Origin of the sequence: Polynucleobacter sphagniphilus, assembly GCF_001953355.1 — a bacterium.
Lineage (GTDB): Bacteria > Pseudomonadota > Gammaproteobacteria > Burkholderiales > Burkholderiaceae > Polynucleobacter > Polynucleobacter sphagniphilus.
In genome coordinates, this window is the sequence record NZ_MPIY01000003.1 from 343,637 (window position 1) to 363,657 (window position 20,021).

17 protein-coding genes are annotated in these 20,021 nt (G+C 46.4%); 6 read left to right on the forward strand and 11 right to left on the reverse strand.

The window, feature by feature from the left end; genetic code table 11:
* Positions 1 to 1,095, forward strand: coding sequence for an L-threonylcarbamoyladenylate synthase (locus BOQ04_RS05420; RefSeq protein ID WP_076023738.1), 1,095 nt, complete (start codon positions 1 to 3; stop codon positions 1,093 to 1,095).
* Here the strand turns inward: BOQ04_RS05420 and dacB are convergent.
* The 4 genes from dacB to BOQ04_RS05440 are packed head-to-tail and all read right to left on the reverse strand — an operon-like array spanning position 1,041 to position 6,236.
* Entirely contained in the window at positions 1,041 to 2,582 is a 1,542-nt protein-coding gene (dacB, locus tag BOQ04_RS05425; RefSeq protein WP_198929285.1) for a D-alanyl-D-alanine carboxypeptidase/D-alanyl-D-alanine endopeptidase, read from the reverse strand. The genes BOQ04_RS05420 and dacB overlap by 55 nt on opposite strands.
* Before the next feature lie 29 nt (positions 2,583 to 2,611).
* On the reverse strand, positions 2,612 to 4,783 hold the full coding sequence (locus tag BOQ04_RS05430) for a response regulator (RefSeq protein ID WP_083657519.1): 2,172 nt from the start codon (positions 4,781 to 4,783) through the stop codon (positions 2,612 to 2,614).
* Positions 4,784 to 4,785: 2 nt separating this feature from the next.
* A complete protein-coding gene (locus tag BOQ04_RS05435; protein ID WP_076023739.1) occupies positions 4,786 to 5,409 on the reverse strand; it encodes a response regulator transcription factor in 624 nt (207 codons plus the stop codon).
* Positions 5,409 to 6,236 carry a diguanylate phosphodiesterase gene (locus BOQ04_RS05440; protein WP_076023740.1) on the reverse strand — a complete coding sequence of 276 codons (828 nt, stop codon included), beginning with the start codon at positions 6,234 to 6,236 and terminating at the stop codon, positions 5,409 to 5,411. The genes BOQ04_RS05435 and BOQ04_RS05440 overlap by 1 nt, the downstream gene beginning before the upstream one ends.
* A gap of 317 nt (positions 6,237 to 6,553) precedes the next feature.
* Here BOQ04_RS05440 and BOQ04_RS05445 point away from each other — a divergent pair, with 317 nt between their 5' ends.
* Both BOQ04_RS05445 and groL read left to right on the forward strand, forming a co-directional pair.
* On the forward strand, positions 6,554 to 6,844 hold the full coding sequence (locus BOQ04_RS05445) for a co-chaperone GroES (RefSeq protein WP_076023741.1): 291 nt from the start codon (positions 6,554 to 6,556) through the stop codon (positions 6,842 to 6,844).
* Positions 6,845 to 6,872: 28 nt separating this feature from the next.
* Positions 6,873 to 8,525, forward strand: coding sequence for a chaperonin GroEL (groL, locus tag BOQ04_RS05450; RefSeq protein ID WP_076023742.1), 1,653 nt, complete (start codon positions 6,873 to 6,875; stop codon positions 8,523 to 8,525).
* A 77-nt stretch (positions 8,526 to 8,602) separates the two neighbouring features.
* On the opposite strand, the gene BOQ04_RS05455 is transcribed toward groL, so the two are convergent.
* The 4 genes from BOQ04_RS05455 to BOQ04_RS05470 form a co-directional block, all read right to left on the reverse strand.
* Positions 8,603 to 9,394, reverse strand: coding sequence for a hypothetical protein (locus BOQ04_RS05455; protein WP_076023743.1), 792 nt, complete (start codon positions 9,392 to 9,394; stop codon positions 8,603 to 8,605).
* A 108-nt stretch (positions 9,395 to 9,502) separates the two neighbouring features.
* Complete coding sequence (locus BOQ04_RS05460) at positions 9,503 to 10,870, reverse strand: NAD(P)(+) transhydrogenase (Re/Si-specific) subunit beta (protein WP_076023744.1); 1,368 nt, start codon at positions 10,868 to 10,870, stop codon at positions 9,503 to 9,505.
* Between the two features lie 33 nt (positions 10,871 to 10,903).
* Entirely contained in the window at positions 10,904 to 11,242 is a 339-nt protein-coding gene (locus tag BOQ04_RS05465) for a proton-translocating transhydrogenase family protein (RefSeq protein ID WP_076023745.1), read from the reverse strand.
* 28 nt (positions 11,243 to 11,270) lie between these two features.
* Positions 11,271 to 12,401, reverse strand: coding sequence for a Re/Si-specific NAD(P)(+) transhydrogenase subunit alpha (locus BOQ04_RS05470; protein WP_076023746.1), 1,131 nt, complete (start codon positions 12,399 to 12,401; stop codon positions 11,271 to 11,273).
* A 175-nt stretch (positions 12,402 to 12,576) separates the two neighbouring features.
* On the opposite strand from BOQ04_RS05470, the gene mnmA reads away from it, so the two are divergent.
* Positions 12,577 to 13,692, forward strand: a complete 1,116-nt coding sequence (gene mnmA / locus BOQ04_RS05475) for a tRNA 2-thiouridine(34) synthase MnmA (RefSeq protein WP_076023854.1) — start codon at positions 12,577 to 12,579, stop codon at positions 13,690 to 13,692.
* Between the two features lie 19 nt (positions 13,693 to 13,711).
* Here mnmA and BOQ04_RS05480 read toward each other — a convergent pair whose 3' ends face one another.
* Entirely contained in the window at positions 13,712 to 14,326 is a 615-nt protein-coding gene (locus BOQ04_RS05480) for a glutathione S-transferase (RefSeq protein WP_076023747.1), read from the reverse strand.
* A gap of 93 nt (positions 14,327 to 14,419) precedes the next feature.
* Between BOQ04_RS05480 and purB the strand changes: the two genes are divergently transcribed.
* Together purB and BOQ04_RS05490 are read left to right on the forward strand one after the other, a co-directional pair.
* Entirely contained in the window at positions 14,420 to 15,799 is a 1,380-nt protein-coding gene (purB, locus tag BOQ04_RS05485) for an adenylosuccinate lyase (RefSeq protein ID WP_076023748.1), read from the forward strand.
* A 38-nt stretch (positions 15,800 to 15,837) separates the two neighbouring features.
* Positions 15,838 to 17,172 carry a 3-deoxy-D-manno-octulosonic acid transferase gene (locus BOQ04_RS05490; RefSeq protein ID WP_076023855.1) on the forward strand — a complete coding sequence of 445 codons (1,335 nt, stop codon included), beginning with the start codon at positions 15,838 to 15,840 and terminating at the stop codon, positions 17,170 to 17,172.
* Positions 17,173 to 17,183: 11 nt separating this feature from the next.
* On the opposite strand, the gene secF is transcribed toward BOQ04_RS05490, so the two are convergent.
* Together secF and secD are read right to left on the reverse strand one after the other, a co-directional pair.
* Positions 17,184 to 18,158: a protein translocase subunit SecF gene (gene secF, locus BOQ04_RS05495; protein WP_076023749.1), complete on the reverse strand. Its 975-nt coding sequence runs from the start codon at positions 18,156 to 18,158 to the stop codon at positions 17,184 to 17,186.
* A 3-nt stretch (positions 18,159 to 18,161) separates the two neighbouring features.
* The gene (secD, locus tag BOQ04_RS05500) at positions 18,162 to 20,021 is read right to left on the reverse strand and encodes a protein translocase subunit SecD (protein WP_076023750.1); all 1,860 of its coding nucleotides are present in this window, start codon (positions 20,019 to 20,021) and stop codon (positions 18,162 to 18,164) included.

Sequence of the window (20,021 nt, forward strand, 5' to 3'; positions counted from 1 at the left end):
ATGCCCACGGCACCACAAACAGCAGCAGTCATTGATGAAGCGGTGCAAACCTTGCGCCATGGTGGACTAGTCGCTTTTCCTACGGAAACAGTTTACGGCTTAGGTGCAGATGCGCACAATCCAGAAGCGATTAAGAGGATATTTGCCGCCAAAGGAAGACCTTCTAACCATCCTTTAATTGTTCATTTAGCTGCTCCGGAAAAGTTCGACGTGGCGCAAGTAGATTGGGCTGCGCTAGTGAGTCCATGGGTACGCGATTTATCTGAAGAGGCGCTGCAATTAATTAGTACTTATTGGCCCGGACCATTAACACTGGTCTTCAAAAAAGATAAACGTGTTTTATATGAATTAACGGGCGGCCAGGACACGGTGGCGATTAGGGCTCCTGCCCATCCTGTAGCGCAAGCGCTATTACGTCAATTTAAGGGTGGGGTGGTTGCTCCCTCAGCCAATCGATTTGGAAAAGTATCGCCCACCAGCGCTGCAGATGTTCGTAGTGAGTTCGAGGGCATGGTAGATCTGATGATTTTGGATGGTGGCGACTGTGATGTTGGCATTGAGTCCACCATCATTGATCTTTCTTCGGGTGAACATCCTGTTTTGCTCAGACCAGGTGTCATTACTCCACAAGCTATCTTTGAAAAGACAGGTATTCGGGTTTATAAACCTGGCGAGCTGGTTAAAGAAGATGAGACGGTCCAAGATAATGCATTGCCAAGAGTATCAGGCAGCTTGCGAGCCCACTATGCACCAAGTACACCCTTACGCATGTATGGCCCGGGGCGGGTGCTCGATGCTTTGAGCGAATTTACCGACACCAAATCAAGAGTGGCTGTAGCTGTTTGGGATTCTGAATCTTCGCTAAGTGAGGATGGTCATCCTTCGGTGAATTTTGAAGAAATTTTGGTGCCAAGCGATAGTGCAGCCTTTGCAAGCAAACTCTATCGAACATTACGTGATTTAGATGCCCAGGGATGGGACCTCATTTTGTTTCCTGAGCCACCTGCTGGTCAAGATTGGGATGGTGTTCGTGATCGACTTCAACGTGCCTGTTTTGGTTCGGGTCCATCTTCCATGAGCCACGTCAGTAATTGATCATGTGCCTCTATGCCTTTCCAGGCATTAGGATGATTAATGAATGATGTAACAAGGTACATCTTTCCAGACTTACTCGTGACATAACCTGAGATTGCCCTAACATCAGCAAGTGATCCGGTTTTAATATGCGCTTCCGGCTTTTTCTTGAGGTATAAAAATTTACGCAACTGCATCATGAGACGATTTTTCATCGTCCCATCTACCCCAGCGAGAGGCAGGCTGTTATAGAAAGTCTCAGCAACGGGAAGATTGCGTGCTGTGAGTAATAACTGATTCATGTGCGCCGCTGAAATGACTTCATTGCGAGACAAGCCCGAACCGTTTTCGATGATGAGTTCCGGAAAAGACAGACCTACTTTTTTGAGCCAACTTTGTATGACAATTTCACCATTCTCAGTGGTTGCAGGTTTGCCCATCTTCTCTAAGGCCAAGGTCAACATCAACTGACGGGCCATGACGTTATTGGAATATTTATTGATGTCCTGCACATCGTCCGACAGTACACTCCCTTCAAATTGCAGGAGTGGTCTTGCTGTAATGGGGACGGTGCCACTTTTGCCGCTGGGTTGCTGCACCCAAGTACCACCCGCTAGTTCCCAGGCAGCAGCAAAGCCCTGCGTTAAAAATGTATTAGCATCAATAGCAACTACGTTATAGATTGCACTACTGCAGTTCGATGGAAATGCCCCCGAGAATCTAGCAGTCATGGCTTGGGTGCTGTTAGGTGCTTCTGGCGTTAACTCAAAATGAATATCTTTTTTCCAGTTATCGCAAGCTTTATTAGTCAGGCGTAATTGGTTTTGAATTTTGAGCTGCGCTAAAGCTGGTGTGTAGTTGATGTCAATAAAGTCAGCAGTTGATGATTTACCCAATTGAAATGAGAGCGTCCTAAAGGCATAGAGTAGGGGATCTGGAGTCACGTTATAGGCGCGCAATGATTCACCATCAATCGTGCCTGCTTCCATCACGCTTTGTGCGTATGCACTTCTATCGAATGCTAAATTGCCATCGATTTTTTGGATTCCTAAATCTTGAAGATTTTTCATCATACGGGCGAGTTCTTCGGGAACTAGTTTTGGATCGCCCGTACCCTGTAAGTAAAGATTACCTTTCAGTGTGCCTTGGCTAATTTGCCCATCAGTAAATACATTTGTACGCCAACGGTACTGTGGTCCTAAGAGATCTAAGCCTGATAAGGTGGTCAGAATCTTCATAGTGGAGGCTGGATTCATGGCTTGGCTTGCGCGCCAGTCCAGCATTGTTTTAGAGCCAAGCTTGCCCGGGTGACTGGACTCTACCTCCATGACAGAAATGCTAATGGCATCCTTAGGAATTTGATTCTTTTCTAAGCTGGCTGCAACATTTTTAGGAATGTATTGCAAAGCCGTGTCTTGTGAAACCAGCTCAGGGCCCGCTCCATAAGCAAGAGAGCTAAAAGCCAGCCAAAGAACAGTTAGAAAAAAATGGGATTTAAAGATTTCCATAAGTCATAGGATAAACCCCTGGCATGAGTCTAGCTATTAAAGCGCGCTTGATATTGCCTGATGTTTTTATTTTCAGCCTCCAAGAGTTGCATGAAGTGAGCCACTCTTTCTTTTAGATTGCCTGGCTGGTCCAGTTTTTCGCAGCCTTCAATCAATCGCTTGGCACCCAAAAGCTGTCCACCACCTTTTACTTTATGAACCATGCTCTTAAATTGCATCTCATCTAATTTATCCCCAGTTGAGTCATCTGCTAGTTCAAGCAAAATATCATCATGTACCTTGATAATTTCATCTAAAACTAAAATCACATGTTTTGGATTCTCTTTTAGTAAGCTAACAAAGGCGTCAAAAGAATATTCCCCAACTTGGGCAAAGGTAGTGCTTACCTTGCTAGTGAAGTATCGCCCCAACTCATTTTCAAGAGCGCTTAAACTGAGTGGTTTAATGAGTACCCCATTCATGCCAGAAGATAAAAATTGATGGCGAGCCTCAAGCGCATAAATATCGGCAGTGACTCCGATAACCACGAGTTCATTTTGACCAAGGGCGCGGACTTGCTTTGCCAAATCAGATCCGTGCATACCCGGCATCGATTGATCCGTCAGCAAAATATCAAAACGCTTCTCCCTTAGCATTTGCAAGGCAAGTTGGGCATTTTCACAAACCTGCACTGCAATACCTAAAGCCTCTAATTGAAGTGAGAGTACTTGGCGGCTTGCAGGATGATCTTCCACAACAAGTGCTCTTAAGCCTGAATGGCCTGGCTGACCTTTGAAAAGTCGTATCTGTGCTCTTGAGCGACTATCTGAACTAGAGTTCGTCTTTAGAGTGGCTGTACAGGTTCTCGGAAAGGCAACTGAAAAATAAACGTTACTACCAAAGCCGGGAGCGCTTTCAAAATAGAGTTGGCTATTCATCGACTTGATTAAATGATTGGTGATTGTGAGTCCTAGTCCTGTGCCACGTTGTTGTTCATTTAAATTCACTTCGGCTTTAGAGGGTACTTGTTCAAAAGCTTGCAGGGCCTGTGCAATCTCTGCTTTTGCCATACCAATGCCCGTATCAAGCACTCTAAACTCGATGAGTTGACCAGCATGATCATCTGCCAACACAGTGATCGAGAAATACACCTCTCCCTCTTTTGTAAATTTAATGGCATTACTGATGAGGTTTTGCAAGATTTGGCGTAAACGCAAAGGGTCCATCATTAATACAGGAGCCAATCTGGGATCAATGATGGTGTTTAAGAGTAAATTTTGCTTAATCGCCACGGTAGTAAATGCAGCATGAATATCATCAATTAAGTTTTTTAAACAATAGGGCTCTAAATTAAGGGTAAGCTTGCCAGCCTCAATTTTGGAAAGATCCAAGACTTGATTGAGCATGCCAAGGAGGGATTCAGCTGAAGCATGAGCGCTTTTGAGCAAAGGGCGCTCGCTAGCTGGAAGCTTTTGATTATTAAGTAGCAATTCTTGCATTCCTAAAATGGCATTCATCGGCGTTCGAATTTCATGGCTCATAGTGGCCAAGAATGCTGACTTTGCAGCATTTGCCTTTTCCGCTAGTTCTTTAGATCGAATGAGTTTTTTGGTCTGATTTTGATGAACTAGTTGATTGTTGTGCAGACGCCATAAAACCCATATTCCGCCAGCAAGTAAAAAAAAGTTCAAGATCCATGGGGTGCTTGTCTGCCACTGACTAAAACGTGTGGGTAATGCTTGTGGGGCAATCGCAAAGAGTTGATCTAACTCTGCTGGATCAAGCCCCTTTGAGAATTGCTCTAGCACATCATGAAGTGTCTTGGCTTCATGGGCAATCAGCCAGCGGTAGGCTAAAGTATTGGCGTTTAAATCATCATGCCTCCAAAATAAGGCTTTGGTTAAAGAGCCCAGCAACAATAGTTCCTGATAGACGGCAGGTGGATCGATAACAAAATGTACTTCGCCATTGGCAAGCTGTGTAAACACCTGGGCATCTGAGCTGCGCCACTTGGGATGGAATTCTTGTTGAGTAAATTGATTTAGCCTATCTAGGATGAGCTTAAAGCTGGCGGGCTCATGATTTTCATGAATGCTAAAGTACACAATCGGATTAGCATTGATCCATTCTTGTTCCTTCTGGTTAAGTGAATTAGCAAGCGAGGTTTTACTCACTAATGTAAAAAATACCATCACTCCAAGAATGAATCGATGCACGCGCATGATTAACTTTCGATGATGTGATTCATGCGGCAGAACAATATCAAATCAGCAATATTGTTAATACCTAATTTATCAAATACCCTTGTTTTGTAAGTGGCAACTGTTTTATTGCTGATGTGTAGGATGTCAGAAATTTGTTGATTTGTGTTGCCCTTGCCTAAATATTTCATTACCTGTAGCTCTCTATCGGAAATGAGGGCAAGCTTATCGTTATCACTCAAGGAGCTATTGCCATTCTTACCATGCGTAAAGAAGTTATAGCCTTGCGAAATGGCAACGCAAGCGGCTAGAATCACGTCCGCTCCAGCAGTCTTATTGACAAAACCATGCGCTCCCAGTGATCTGACTCTGCCACCATAGACCGCTTCATCCAAGCTAGACAAGACCAGAATGCGAATGTCTGGGTACATTAAGCCAATACGCCGAATGACATCAAAGCCATCTGTCTTTGGCATATCAATATCCAAAATCACCATATTCGGATTAAGCTCCTTAATGGATCTGAGACATTCCTCTCCATTCTGGGCTTGACCTGCTATCTCAAATAGCAATTGGTCTTGCAACATGCTTTTTAAAGCCATCAACATTGCTGGATGGTCATCTACCAACATCACGCGTTTTCTCATTACTTGTCTCCGTTTTGGTTTTTATGAGGGTGCAGCGAAAAAATGGCTTTAGCGATTCGACTATCGTTAATGTGTAAAGTTTGGTGGCGGCTTACCGGAGGCATCATGAGTCCCCCATAGCAATGATGAATTCCAAGAGCGCTTGCGTTTTCTAAATCAATCCGCAAGGTGAGATTGCTTGCATAAATCTGAGCCGAGCATTTTTTGGCTTGTTCAATTACAGCAATCGGCAGGGCTTGATTGCGAAACTGCCCCATTTCAATATGCAGGCCATCTAGCTGCATTTCCTCTAGAAATAGAAATTGTTCCGCCGTACCAATAAAGTCCATGAGATGAAGCAAGATGCCTAAACGCCGCAGGCGCAATAGACCTTCCTTAAAGGCAAATGCTTTTTCTGCATTTGGTAAGGTTTGAATTCCCAAAGAAACTAAACCGACCGGTAGGCGGGAGTTCAGAATCAGATCGCTTAAGGCATCGATGTAATGATTGGAGATTAAGGCATGGGTGGGGATGGGGAGGATTCCGGGAATAGGGCGTCCACTGCGATACCAGTAAGAAATAGTATCGAGACCTTCCATAAACAATCTCAGTAGTTGTGTATCTGTAGCTGTGAGTAAAGGCCTAAATAGCGAGCCGGTGAGTTTTGTTCCTCCAGCATTAAAAATGGGTTCATGGCTAATTGCCTGGCGTTGTGACCAGCAATCATGTTGCTCAAGGGCTTGATCACTTAAACCGAGCCAATGGTCGCCACAGGCATCACGTACTTCTTGGAAGGGTTTGTTCTTCCATGCCTTTACAAGCGTGTACAGCCGGGATTTCGGGCTCATCAGCATTCTCCAGTGGGTAGTCATCCAGTCTAGGCAGGACGGAGTGGAGCGGTAAGGGTGTAAGGATGATTTGTCTGTAGGAAAAGACTTACTCGCTTGTCCCCAGTATAGGAAGCGCAAAATACCTTGATCAAATTATGGGTACGCACCCTTGAAATTTTCAAAGGTAGACCTATATAATCAGCACTCCCTACATGCGAGTGCTAAAAAAGCTGGATTCTTGGTAGTTTAGCCCTAGCTTCCGTGTGAAGAGATTACAAGTTATTGATTTTTATTGTTTTTTTAATTAGTTAACACTTACTAACATAGGAGAAGGAATGAATCTGCGTCCTTTACATGATCGCGTAATCATTAAACGTTTAGATCAAGAATCAAAAACTGCTTCCGGAATCATTATTCCCGATGCTGCCGCTGAAAAACCAGACCAAGGTGAAGTATTGGCAGTCGGTCCAGGTAAGCGTGATGAGAGCGGCAAATTAAATGCACTCGACGTCAAAGTAGGCGATCGCGTGTTGTTTGGTAAATATGCTGGCCAAACAGTCAAAGTAGACAACGAAGAGCTCATCGTGATGCGTGAAGACGACATCATGGCTGTTGTTCAGAAGTAATTTCGGTATTTAAGAGAGGAATTTAATCATGGCAGCAAAAGACGTTGTATTTGGAGACAATGCCCGTACCAAGATGGTTGAGGGTGTCAATATTCTTGCAAACGCAGTGAAAACAACTTTGGGACCAAAAGGTCGCAATGTAGTCATGGAGCGTTCATTCGGTGGTCCAATCGTTACTAAAGACGGTGTGAGCGTAGCAAAAGAAATCGAACTCAAAGATAAGCTCCAGAACATGGGTGCTCAGATGGTGAAGGAAGTCGCTTCTAAAACTGCTGACATCGCTGGTGACGGTACTACTACTGCTACCGTATTGGCTCAGTCCATCGTTCGTGAAGGTATGAAATACGTAGTTGCAGGTCACAATCCAATGGATTTGAAGCGCGGGATCGATAAAGCAGTTACAGCTGCTGTTGCAGAACTCGCCAAAATCAGCAAGCCCTGCACTACTACCAAAGAAATCGCTCAAGTTGGCTCTATTTCAGCTAATAGCGACTACAGCATTGGTCAGCGTATTGCTGAAGCAATGGAAAAAGTAGGTAAAGAGGGTGTCATTACTGTTGAAGATGGCAAGTCTTTAGAAGACGAGCTCGAAGTAGTTGAAGGTATGCAGTTTGACCGTGGCTACCTCTCACCATACTTCATCAACCAACCTGAAAAACAAGTTGCCATTATGGAAAGCCCATACGTGCTCTTGTTTGACAAGAAGATTGCTAACATTCGTGATTTGCTCCCAGTACTCGAGCAAGTAGCGAAGTCTGGTCGTCCATTGTTGATCATTGCAGAAGATGTTGAAGGCGAAGCCTTGGCAACTTTGGTTGTGAACAATATTCGCGGCATCATCAAGACTTGTGCTGTGAAGGCTCCAGGCTTTGGTGATCGTCGTAAAGCAATGTTAGAAGATATCGCGATTTTGACTGGTGGTACTGTCATTGCTGAAGAAATCGGCCTCACACTCGAAAAAACTACTCTTGAGCACTTAGGTCAAGCTAAGCGCATCGAAGTTGGCAAAGAGAACACCATCATTATTGACGGTGCTGGCGATGCTAAAGCAATCGAAGCGCGCGTGAAGAACATTCGCGTTCAGATCGAAGAAGCGACTAGCGACTACGACAAGGAAAAATTGCAAGAGCGCGTTGCTAAGTTGGCAGGCGGTGTTGCAGTGATTCGTGTTGGCGCTGCTACTGAAGTTGAAATGAAAGAAAAGAAAGCCCGCGTTGATGACGCATTGCATGCTACGCGCGCTGCGGTAGAAGAGGGTATTGTTCCTGGCGGTGGCGTTGCTTTGATTCGTGCAATGCAAGGTATCAAGGGCTTGAAAGGCGATAACTCTGATCAAGACGCTGGTATCAGCATCGTGCTGCGCGCAATGCAAGAGCCACTTCGTACGATCGTCAGCAATGCTGGTGAAGATGCAGGTGTTGTCGTGAATGCCGTGCAAGAAAGCAAAGGCAACAACGGTTACAACGCTGCAACTGGCGAATACGGTGACCTCGTAGCTCAAGGCGTGATCGACCCAACTAAAGTAACAAAAACTGCATTAGTAAACGCAGCTTCTGTTGCCGCATTGTTGTTGACCACTGACTGCGCAATCTGCGAAGCGCCAAAGGATGAGTCTGCTGGCGGCGGCATGCCTGATATGGGTGGTATGGGCGGTATGGGTGGTATGGGCGGCATGATGTAATTGCCGCTTTCCACAGCAAGTTCGCTGTAGAAGCAAGAGCGCCTGGTTCAAAAGACCAGGCGTTTTTTTATTCGCTCTTAGTGCAATGAGTCTTTAAAGCGAATGAAATCTTGATTGAATTGCTCTGTTGGAAAAAATAGATTCGGGTATTCCAATGAAAAAATGACGTACAAAGTAAAGCCCATCACGCACATATATAAAGCGGTCAAAAACCAATCCTCCTCCTTCTTTGCAGCCATCGCATAGCCAGTTAATAGAGCCGCAACAGAAAGAAGTAGCAATAAATAATGATCAATAATGGCCGGCGGGTGACGTTTCGCATTTAATATGCCATCCCCAATATCACTCACCAGATTGCTCAGTTGCGGCTTTAATATTTGATCGGCTAATAATTTTGTCGTGGCGGGGGATCGATTGATGGCAAGTGTGACAGCTTCATTTGTTTTAGCAAGTTGGTCACTCAACTTATCTAGGTTGTCACTTAAGTCATCCATTTTCTTGATGTTTTGAAAGGCAGCCATCCGAATATCAACCAATCTGATTAAGGCAGCTTGGGTAGCCGCTCTATCCATGGGATTTAAATATTTAGTTGACTCATAAACTTGTCTTACGCTAGCAGCCTGTTTACGCAGCAACTGAATGCGATTGTCAAAGTGTTCATTGGCGCCGCTAAAGCTAAATCCCAATACAAGCGCAGTCAGGCCAAAGATAGCGGTAGCTAGGGAATCTCTGACAATGACGGTTGAGGAAGATCTCAGGCGATAGCGACCAAATAGCCAGCCCGCTAGCAAAAAAACAATAATTGAAGCTAAAAAGAAATAAGGCGCATAGGGGAGCAAGTCAATGTGATTGCCAAGCGTGTAGTACATGAAGTGCCCTCTTATTTGTTGTTGCCCTAAGAATAAGTACATTTAAGAGCAACTGCAATAAAAAACCGCCCGAAGGCGGTCTTTTATGACTTGATATTAGTATTGTTGTTACTCCACTGCTTTAACCATCTCTTCAACCACCTTCTTCGCATCACCGAAGACCATCATGGTTTTATCCATGTAGAAGAGTTCGTTATCAAGACCAGCATAACCAGCAGCCATGGAGCGCTTGTTCACAATAATTGTTTTGGCTTTGAATGCTTCTAAAATCGGCATACCAAAAATAGGGCTGCCAGGCGTACGAGCGGCTGGGTTCACCACGTCGTTTGCACCAAGCACTAACACTACGTCAGCTTGACCAAAGTCACTGTTAATGTCTTCCATCTCAAACACTTGGTCATAAGGCACTTCAGCTTCTGCCAACAATACGTTCATATGTCCAGGCATACGGCCTGCAACCGGATGAATTGCATACTTCACAGTCACACCATGGTGAGTGAGCTTTTCAGTCAATTCTTTAAGAGCGTGCTGAGCACGGGCAACAGCCAAACCATAACCAGGCACGATGATGACTGTATCTGCATTTTCCATCAGGAAAGCAGCATCTTCTGGAGAGCCAGTTTTGTAGTTCTTAGGGCCACCATCATCGCCACCACCTGCAGCTGCTTCAGCACCAAAGCCGCCTAGCAATACGGCGAGGATAGAGCGGTTCATCGCCTTACACATGATGTAAGACAGAATTGCGCCTGAAGAACCTACGCAAGCACCAGCAATAATCAATACAGGGTTATTTAATGTGAAGCCAATACCAGCTGCAGCCCATCCTGAATAACTATTGAGCATCGATACAACCACTGGCATATCGGCGCCACCAATCGGGATGATCAATGTCACACCCAATACCAAGGCAACAGCACACATTGCTAGGAATGCGGCATGGCTACCAGTGATGTAATACGTGACGCCGGCACCAATCATGGCAATTGCCATGATGAGGTTGAGCAAATGCTGTCCACCAAAGCTGACTGGTTTGCCACTCACTTTGCCGGAGAGTTTGCCGAAAGCAATAACAGAAGCTGTAAAGGTAATTGCGCCAATAAATGCACCGATGAACAATTCAATTTTCTGTGCGCCTGTATGGTCGTGAGCAGGATTAAATACCGCTGCCACTGCGATCAACACAGCAGACAAACCAACGAAGGAGTGCATGAGCGCAACGAGCTCTGGCATCTTGGTCATCTGTACACGTTTTGCAGCTAAGGTACCAATGATGGCGCCAGCCACAACCGCTCCAGCAATTAAGGAAAACGCTGGTTTGAAATCAGCCACAAAGAAAGTGGTGATCACAGCGAGCAACATGCCAATCATGCCGAAGGTATTGCCTTGGCGTGAAGTGGTTGGTGAAGACAAGCCGCGCAGCGCGAGAATGAACAACACCGAAGAAATGAGATACGAAATAGCGGTAAGGTTTGACATGAGTTTGGTCTCTCGATTGGTCTTTTTCTAGTTTTATTTGGTTCCGGCCGCGTCAGCCTTCGGGGCTTTTTTCTTGAACATTTCAAGCATGCGGCGGGTGACCATAAAGCCACCAAAAATGTTGATAGATGCCAAAAATACGGCAATTGCACCAATGACGCTGGTCAAAGTAATGTCATCGCCTCCAATGACTTCAGTTTGCAATAGCGCACCAACAATGATGATTCCAGAGATGGCGTTGGTTACCGCCATTAAGGGCGTATGCAATGCTGGCGTAACGTTCCAAACCACGTGGTAGCCAACAAAAATAGCCAACACAAAAACAGTGATGTTTTGGACTGTGAGGATGCTTTGAAAAGCAGCGAGATCCATAGTATTTCCTTAGTTTGAATATTCTGTATTAGTTTTTGCGAACAGCCTGACCATCACGACACATCAAGCAAGCAGTTACGATATCGTCATCACTTGGAATGGCAAGCTTGGCTTCTTTGTCGACAATCAGCTTCATGAAATCGAGCAAGTTACGTGCATACAGTGCAGAAGCATCCGCAGCCACCATACTCGCTAGATTGGTGTAACCAACAATCTTGACGCCATTGTTTTCTACAATTTTGTCAGCTTGAGTGAGTGGGCAATTGCCTGAGCCATTGTCGCCACGGCCCGCAGCCAAGTCGATCACCACGGAACCTGGTTTCATTTGCATCACAGTTTCGCTATGCAACAAGACTGGCGGTTTACGACCCGGAATTAAAGCAGTGGTAATCACGATATCGGCCTGTTGGGCTTTTTCAGCAACCAGTGCAGCTTGACGTTTCATCCATGCTTCTGGCATTGGACGGGCATAACCACCCACGCCTTGAGCGATTTCGCGCTCTTCATCGGTTTCATAAGGGACATCAACAAACTTAGCGCCCAAAGATTCAATTTGCTCTTTAGCAGCAGGGCGTACATCGGATGCTTCAATCACAGCGCCTAAGCGCTTAGCGGTTGCAATCGCTTGCAAACCAGCAACACCTGCACCGAGAATCAGTACGCGCGCCGCTTTAACCGTACCAGCTGCAGTCATCAGCATTGGCATAAAGCGCTGATACTCATTAGCAGCAATCATCACGGCTTTATAGCCAGCAATGTTCGCTTGTGATGAGAGTACATCCATGCTTTGCGCACGAGTCGTTCTTGGAGTGGCCTCCAGCGAGAAGGCGGTGATGCCTTGAGCAGCCATCGCTTCAATATTTTGATTATCAAATGGATCGAGCATGCCAATCAGCACGCTGCCAGATTGAATTTGTGCCAGCTCAGTATTTTCAGGTGCACGTACTTTCAAGACGATTTCAGCGCCCAATACATCTGCTGCTGAACCAATGGTGGCGCCAACGGCCTCATAAGCAGAGTCTGGCTGACTTGCTCTAACACCAGCATCTTTTTGGATGACTACCTGATGGCCTTGGCCAATGAGTTTTTTAACGGTTTCCGGTGTTGCGGCGACTCGCGTCTCTCCGGACCTAATTTCAAGTGGCACTCCTATGCGCATGGCATGTCTCCAAGTACAAATTTTTTAAAGAATCTATTTTAGTTAAATAGGCAAAATATTGCCCATCCACTTACCCTGCTCTCCAATAGCTTGGTCTTTGCCAAAATCTCGGTGAGATCGGGCTAAGACTTCTACAATGGGGTTTTCAGCTTATATTGAATTTTCGCATTTTTTGATGATCCCGCTCAATTCTTCACCAATCCCTGCTACCAAACCATCCAAAGTCGTCATTGGGATGTCTGGAGGGGTTGATTCGTCAGTGGCTGCTTGGATGCTCAAGCAGCAAGGCTATGAAGTAATTGGCCTTTTTATGAAAAATTGGGAAGATGATGATAACGATGCGTACTGCTCGGCACGCCAAGATTGGCTCGATGTGGTCTCCGTAGCTGATGTCATTGGTATTGATGTGGAGGCTGTGAACTTCGCCGAAGAGTACAAAGAGCGTGTTTTTGCTGATTTCTTGCGCGAATATGCCGCAGGACGCACCCCAAACCCGGATGTTTTGTGCAATGCTGAAATCAAATTCAAGGCCTTTTTAGACCATGCAATGAGCTTGGGTGCCGATGCGATTGCTACCGGCCATTACGCCCGTGTGCGCCATTCAGAACAGGGTGTGCAGCTTTTGAAGGCGGTGGATGTCACCAAAGATCAAAGTTATTTTCTGCATCGACTAACCCAAAAGCAATTGGCTAATGTGTTGTTTCCTTTGGGGGAGATCCCAAAAACCGAGGTACGGGCCATTGCTGAGCAAATCGGCTTACATAATGCGCGTAAAAAGGACTCCACTGGCATTTGTTTTATTGGCGAGCGACCTTTCCGAGAATTCCTCAACCGCTATTTGCCGCGTACCCCAGGTCCCATCAAGACCGCCGAAGGCAAAACCGTCGGTGAGCACATGGGCTTGGCATTCTTTACCCTAGGGCAAAGAAAGGGTATCGGTCTAGGCGGTAGCCAAGATGGCAATGGTGATGCCTGGTATGTGGCTCGCAAAGATGTTGTTAATAACACCCTCTATGTGGCGCAAGGTCATGAGCATCCTTGGTTGCAAAGCCATGCGCTAGCGGCAATGGATGCCAGTTGGATTGCGGGAGCTCCGCCAGTCTCAGGACCCTACTCTGCTAAGACACGTTATCGTCAGGCGGATGCGGCATGCACCTTATCTGAGGGTGCTGATGGACCATTGAGTTTTCGGTTGGATTTCCCAGAAGCTCAATGGGCTGTTACTCCAGGTCAATCAGCAGTACTTTATAGCGGCGATGTTTGCTTAGGCGGTGGGATTATCTCCGCCTAAGCATGATTTTGCTTAATCTTTAAGCGGCAGGTGGGATGCTATCGATAAAAGATGAGCGCTGCATCAATTTTTGATAGAGCTGATCCAAATTGGGGTGTTGAGACTGCCATGCAATATGAGGGAAGCGGAACAGCAGATATCCCAAGGCGCAACCCACCGCAATATCGGCCAAGGTCATTTGATTGCCATGACACCATGGATTTTCACCCAATTGAGCGGCCATTTGGTTCAAAGCGGCTTGCACTTTGCCCATTTGGCGATCCATCCACATTTGACTCTGTTGTTCTGGTGGCCGCAAAGTGGCCTCTAAACGAGCCAAAATGCCTGCGTCCATAATGCCGTCAGCTAAAGCCTCCCAGGTTTTAACGGATGCGCGTTCACGGCCGTTATCAGGAATCAGCTTGCTCACAGGGCTCAAAGTGTCTGCGTACTCAGCAATGACTCTGGAGTCATAAATGACCTCGCCATCGTCTAAAACCAAGCAGGGCACTTTGCCCAGGGGGTTTGTGGCGTTAATTTGCGTATTGGCAGCCCACACATTATCCAAAACAAGGTCTACTTCAACCTTTTTTTCAGAGAAAACAATGCGTACTTTGCGTACATAGGGGCTGGTAAGGGATCCGATTAGTTTCATAGGTGCTCAGTATAGCGATCTTAAGTCGCGGGGTTCTCAGTGAGAACGCATTAAAATTGAGCTTTATTGATATTCAATGTAAAGGCACCATCCGTGAGTCAGCCCCTTTCAACCCTTAATGCACTTTCCCCTTTAGATGGCCGCTATGCAGGAAAAGTAGATGCCCTGCGCCCCTGGTTATCAGAAGCAGCATTTATGCGTCAACGGGTTTTTGTCGAAATTCATTGGTTGCTCGCTTTGGCAGCAGCAGGCTTGCCAGATGTACCAACTATCAGCCCAGCTGATGCTGAGTTCTTGTTATCTTTGCCGCAGAACTTTTCCGATGCCGATGCACAGCGTATTAAAGATATCGAAGCGGTTACCAATCATGATGTGAAAGCGGTGGAGTATTTCCTCAAAGAAAAAGTAGCGGGTCGTCCCGATTTGCTTAAGGCGAGCGAATTTATTCACTTTGCTTGTACTTCTGAAGATATTAATAACACTTCACATGGTTTGATGTTGCGCGGTGCGCGTGATGAAGTATTGCTGCCGCAATTGAGAAAAATCCTTTCAGTCCTCACCGATTTGGCCATTGAGAATGCGAAGGTGCCACTCCTCTCTCGTACCCATGGTCAGCCTGCCTCCCCAAGTACTTTAGGTAAAGAGATTGCCAATATTGCCAAGCGTTTAGAGCGTGCGATTACTGCGATTGCTGCAGTACCTTTGCTCGGAAAAATGAATGGCGCTGTTGGTAATTACAACGCCCACATTTCTGCTTACCCTGATTTTGATTGGGAAAATTTTTCCAAGAACGTAGTGGAGCAACGCTTGGGTTTAACGTTTAACCCTTACACCATTCAAATTGAGCCACACGATGGTATGGCTGAGTTGTTTGATGCAATTGCTCGTGCCAATACCATCCTGTTGGATATGGACCGCGACTTCTGGGCATACATCTCCGTTGGCTACTTTAAACAGCGCACTAAAGCGGGCGAAATTGGCTCTTCGACAATGCCGCATAAAGTCAATCCAATTGACTTTGAAAACTCAGAAGGCAACCTGGGTGTAGCAAATGCTTTGTTGCGCCACTTGGCTGAGAAGTTGCCTATCTCACGTTGGCAAAGAGACCTTACCGATTCAACCGTATTGCGCAATCTCGGCCCCGCTTTTGGGCATAGCGTGTTGGCCTACGATAGCGCCTTACGGGGCCTTGGAAAATTAGAGGTCAATCACGCTGCCATCGCAGCTGACTTAGATGCCTGCTGGGAAGTGTTAGCAGAGCCAGTGCAAACAGTAATGCGTCGTTATGGCATTGAGAACCCGTATGAGCAACTCAAAGAACTCACACGTGGCAAAGGCATTAATCAAGCTGATTTGCAAACATTCGTGCGTGGCCTGGCTATTCCTGAAGATGCGAAAGCGCGCCTCTTAGAGATGACACCTTCTTCTTATTTGGGCAAGGCGGTTGAGTTAACCGAACGCCTCAAAAAGTGAGTTTGACGCCAAACCAGGGTGGTGCATCAACTTCTGATTTGGAATACGGTGCTTGCCCAACTGTCTGGTTCGCTGCATACCAATTGCTTTGGCATCTTTTGTTGCCATTGGCATTTGTGCGTCTTGCTTGGCGCGCTCGTCACTCCTTTGCCTATTTACACCACACACCTGAGCGTCTTGGTTTTGGCTATGACAAGCCCATTACTCAGGGTGCGATTTGGATTCATGCGGTATCGGTAGGTGAGACGCGGGCAGCGCAACCATTGATTGACGCTTACTTAGCGCGTGGCGAATCCATTCTTCTGACCCACATGACCTTAAATGGGCGCCGTACTGGTAAGCAATTATTTGCAAAAGAGATTGCCGCAGGGCGCGTGACGCAAGTCTATTTACCGTATGACCTCTGTTGGTCTGTTGAGCATTTCCTCAAAACGTTTAAACCGCGTTTTGGCCTTTTTATGGAAACCGAAGCTTGGCCCACTGTGGTATTTCGTTGTGCGCAGATTGACTTGCCATTGTTTTTAGTGAACGCGCGTTTATCAGAGCGCAGTGCGCGCCGCGTCAATCGCTTTGGCAAGGCGGGTCGATCATTATTTCAAGCATTCCGAGGTATTTTGGCTCAGACCCAATTTGATGCTGATCGTTACCGCAGCTTGGGCGTAAAAGATGTGCAGATTGTCGGTAACCTCAAGTTTGATGTACCGCTGGACTCTACTTTGTTAGAGCAAGGTGCCATCTGGAAAAAATCGATCCATGCTGGCAATCGTTTGATGGTTTGCGCAGCCAGTACGCGTGATGGTGAAGAGGCTATTATTCTCAAGGCATGGAAAGATTTACTGCGAAGCAATGCATTTAGCGTGCCCCCGCTGCTTTGTTTGGTGCCGCGACATCCAGAGCGCTTCCCCGAAGTTGCCGAGCACATTCGCTCTGCAAAATTCACGTTCCGCGCACGCAGTGAATGGTCTGGTATACCAAGTGACACTACAGCTGTTGAAGTGATCCTTGGCGACTCAATGGGCGAGATGCCCCTGTATTACAGTGCGGCAGATTTGGTTGTTATGGGCGGTAGTCTTTTACCCTTTGGCGGCCAAAACTTGATTGAAGCTTGTGCGGTAGGTTGCCCCGTTTTATTAGGTGAGCATACCTATAACTTTCAGCAGGCTGCACTCGATGCAATTGCAGCAGGTGCAGCAAAAAGGCTTAGCGGTGAATTGATGTTGGGTGAGCCAACTGCCCTGACAAAAGAGTTGCAGGCGCTGTTATCAAATTCGGCTGAGTTATCGCAGATGGCGCTTGCTGCGAAAAAATATGCCACTGAACATCAAGGTGCGACCCAAAGAATATTGGCCGCCCTAGATGCTAAAACAATTTAATAGCGAAGCCCTTAAACTCGGGCTCCGAAGTTAGGATCCTCGTCACGGTTCTTATCTTCAGGCTTACGTTCACCCTTCACAAGATCTTCTCTAGTAACGCCTAGCCACATCGCTAGTGCTGCAGCCACGAAGACGGAGGAATAAATACCAAACAAAATACCAATGGTCAGTGCCAGTGCAAAGTAAAACAATGTTGGGCCACCAAATACCAACATTGCCAACACCATCATCTCGGTACTGCCGTGGGTGATCATGGTACGGCTGATTGTACTGGTAATCGCATTATCAATAATTTCACGGGTATTCATCTTGCGGTATTTGCGGAAGTTCTCGCGAATACGGTCAAAGATCACAACGGATTCGTTCACTGAGTAACCCAATACTGCTAACACTGCTGCCAAGACTGAAAGAGAAAATTCCCACTGGAAGAAAGCAAAGAAACCCAAAATGATGACCACGTCATGCAAGTTCGCAATGATGCCGGCCAGCGCAAACTTCCACTCAAAACGGAAGGAGAGGTACAAGACAATACCAATAATCACAAAGATGAGGGCTTTGAGTCCATCCATCGCTAATTCTTGACCGACTTGAGGTCCTACAAATTCAACGCGCTGTAATTTGGCACCAGATGTTGAGGGATCGAGCGCCTTCATGACTGCAGCGCTTTGATCAGCCGATGAAATGAGTTTGCCTTGGGCATCTTTTTGCAAAGGCAGGCGAATCATCACATCACGTGAGCTGCCAAAGTTCTGAATCTGCGTATCGGCATAACCTAGCTTCTCGACATTGCCACGAATCGCATCTAAAGGTGCCGCCTGTGGATAGCTCACCTCCATCACAGTACCGCCGGTAAATTCAATCGAGAGATGTAGGCCGTTATGCCAGAGGAAGAAGATGGCAGCTAAGAAAGTAATGAAAGAAATCGCATTGAGCACCAATGCATGGCGCATAAATGGAATATCTTTTTTGATTCTAAAAAATTCCATGACTTATTTCTCCTGTGGGCGCCAAACTTGGCCGATAGCGAGTTTGTGAATCTTCTTGTGTCTGCCATACCAAAGATTGACAAGACCACGTGAGAAGAAGACGGCTGAGAACATCGAAGTGAGAATGCCTAAGCAATGCACGACCGCAAAGCCTTTAATCGGGCCAGAACCAAAAGCCAATAAGGCTAGACCAGCGATCAATGTGGTGACGTTTGAATCCAAGATGGTTGCCCAGGCCTTATCAAAACCAACAGCAATGGCAGTCTGAGGCGCAGCGCCATTACGGAGCTCTTCCCGAATACGCTCGTTAATTAAGACATTCGAGTCAATCGCCATTCCAAGTGCTAAGGCCATCGCCGCAATACCCGGCAGTGTCAAAGTAGCTTGCAGCATAGAGAGTACCGAAATCAACAGCAGTAAGTTCACAGCTAAAGCGACTACCGAGAATGTGCCAAACAAGAGGTAATACATGATCATGAAGATGGCAATGGCTGTAAAGCCGATGAGTAATGACTTAAAGCCTTTTTCAATATTCTCAGCGCCTAGGCTTGGCCCAATCGTACGCTCTTCAATAATTTCCATTGGAGCTGCTAAAGAGCCTGCGCGCAATAGGAGGGCTAAGTCATTAGCACTCTCAGTAGTAGGCTGGCCCGTGATTTGGAACTTAGAGCCAAATTCGCCTTGAATGGTGGCAATCGTCAGCACTTCACCTTTGCCTTTTTCAAACAAAATCATGCCCATTGGCTTACCCATGTTTTCACGGGTCACTTCTTGCATCGTGCGACCGCTAGAGGCATCTAAGGTGATATTGACAGCAGGGCGTTGATTTTGATCAAAGCCAGCACTGGCATCGGTAATACTTTCACCACTAAAAATCACTGACTTTTTGAATACGCCTAAACGATTTTCACCAAAGCGGAAAGTATCCATACCTGGGGGAGGTATTTCACCAACATTGATGGTTGACATGAGTGGGTCGGCAAGTCGTGATTCCAATGTAGCGGTACGACCAATAATGTCCTTGGCGCGCGCAGTATCTTGAACACCCGGCAATTGCACTACGATGCGCTCTGCACCTTGCTGCTGGATCACGGGTTCTTTTACGGCAAGTTCATTGACACGCTTATTTAGAGTGATGATGTTTTGCTTTACTGCGTTATCTTGAATTTCTTTTAAGGCGGTTGGCTTGAACTCACCCTGCAGCTTGTATGAGCCACCTGCAGGTGTGATTGTCCAAATTAATTGTGGTTGGCTGCTGGTTAGTAAAAAGCGCGCTGCCTCAGCATCTTCAGTGCTACCAAACTGAATGGTGATCGAGTCTACATTGCGATCAATCCCTTGGTGACGAATGGATTTGTCGCGTAACTGACTGCGAATATCACCAGCCAATGAGGTAATTTTCTTTTGTAATGCACCCTTCATGTCCACTTGCAATAAAAAGTAGACTCCACCGCGCAAGTCCAGGCCCAAGGGCATAGGCAGGGCATTGATTGAGCTTAGCCAGCCAGGGGTATTGGAGAGCAGGTTCAGTGCAACTGTGTAATTGGGGTCGTTTTGATCGACATTCAATTTCTGCTGCAACAGATCGCGTGCACGTAATTGTGTATCGGTATTGTTAAAGCGAATCTTAATAGAACCTACATGACCGGTATTTTCAAAAAAGATACCGGTGCTGCTCATACTTTGATCAGCCAGAATCTTCTCAACCCGAGCCTGAGTCGCCAAATCCACTTTGATCGTTGGTTTGGCCGATGAGACTTGAACCGCTGGAGCCTCGCCATAGAAATTCGGTAAGGAATACAGCGTTCCGATCAGTAATGCAACCAGAATAACTACATATTTCCAAAGAGGGTAGCGGTTCAT

Bases quoted from the DNA above. Each gene is read 5' to 3' on its own strand.
- BOQ04_RS05420 (WP_076023738.1), top strand. From the start codon at position 1: ATGCCCACGGCACCACAAACAGCAGCAGTCATTGATGAAGCGGTGCAA.
- dacB (WP_198929285.1), bottom strand. From the start codon at position 2,582: ATGGAAATCTTTAAATCCCATTTTTTTCTAACTGTTCTTTGGCTGGCT.
- BOQ04_RS05430 (WP_083657519.1), bottom strand. From the start codon at position 4,783: ATGCGCGTGCATCGATTCATTCTTGGAGTGATGGTATTTTTTACATTA.
- BOQ04_RS05435 (WP_076023739.1), bottom strand. From the start codon at position 5,409: ATGAGAAAACGCGTGATGTTGGTAGATGACCATCCAGCAATGTTGATG.
- BOQ04_RS05440 (WP_076023740.1), bottom strand. From the start codon at position 6,236: ATGAGCCCGAAATCCCGGCTGTACACGCTTGTAAAGGCATGGAAGAAC.
- BOQ04_RS05445 (WP_076023741.1), top strand. From the start codon at position 6,554: ATGAATCTGCGTCCTTTACATGATCGCGTAATCATTAAACGTTTAGAT.
- groL (WP_076023742.1), top strand. From the start codon at position 6,873: ATGGCAGCAAAAGACGTTGTATTTGGAGACAATGCCCGTACCAAGATG.
- BOQ04_RS05455 (WP_076023743.1), bottom strand. From the start codon at position 9,394: ATGTACTACACGCTTGGCAATCACATTGACTTGCTCCCCTATGCGCCT.
- BOQ04_RS05460 (WP_076023744.1), bottom strand. From the start codon at position 10,870: ATGTCAAACCTTACCGCTATTTCGTATCTCATTTCTTCGGTGTTGTTC.
- BOQ04_RS05465 (WP_076023745.1), bottom strand. From the start codon at position 11,242: ATGGATCTCGCTGCTTTTCAAAGCATCCTCACAGTCCAAAACATCACT.
- BOQ04_RS05470 (WP_076023746.1), bottom strand. From the start codon at position 12,401: ATGCGCATAGGAGTGCCACTTGAAATTAGGTCCGGAGAGACGCGAGTC.
- mnmA (WP_076023854.1), top strand. From the start codon at position 12,577: ATGATCCCGCTCAATTCTTCACCAATCCCTGCTACCAAACCATCCAAA.
- BOQ04_RS05480 (WP_076023747.1), bottom strand. From the start codon at position 14,326: ATGAAACTAATCGGATCCCTTACCAGCCCCTATGTACGCAAAGTACGC.
- secF (WP_076023749.1), bottom strand. From the start codon at position 18,158: ATGGAATTTTTTAGAATCAAAAAAGATATTCCATTTATGCGCCATGCA.
- secD (WP_076023750.1), bottom strand. From the start codon at position 20,021: ATGAACCGCTACCCTCTTTGGAAATATGTAGTTATTCTGGTTGCATTA.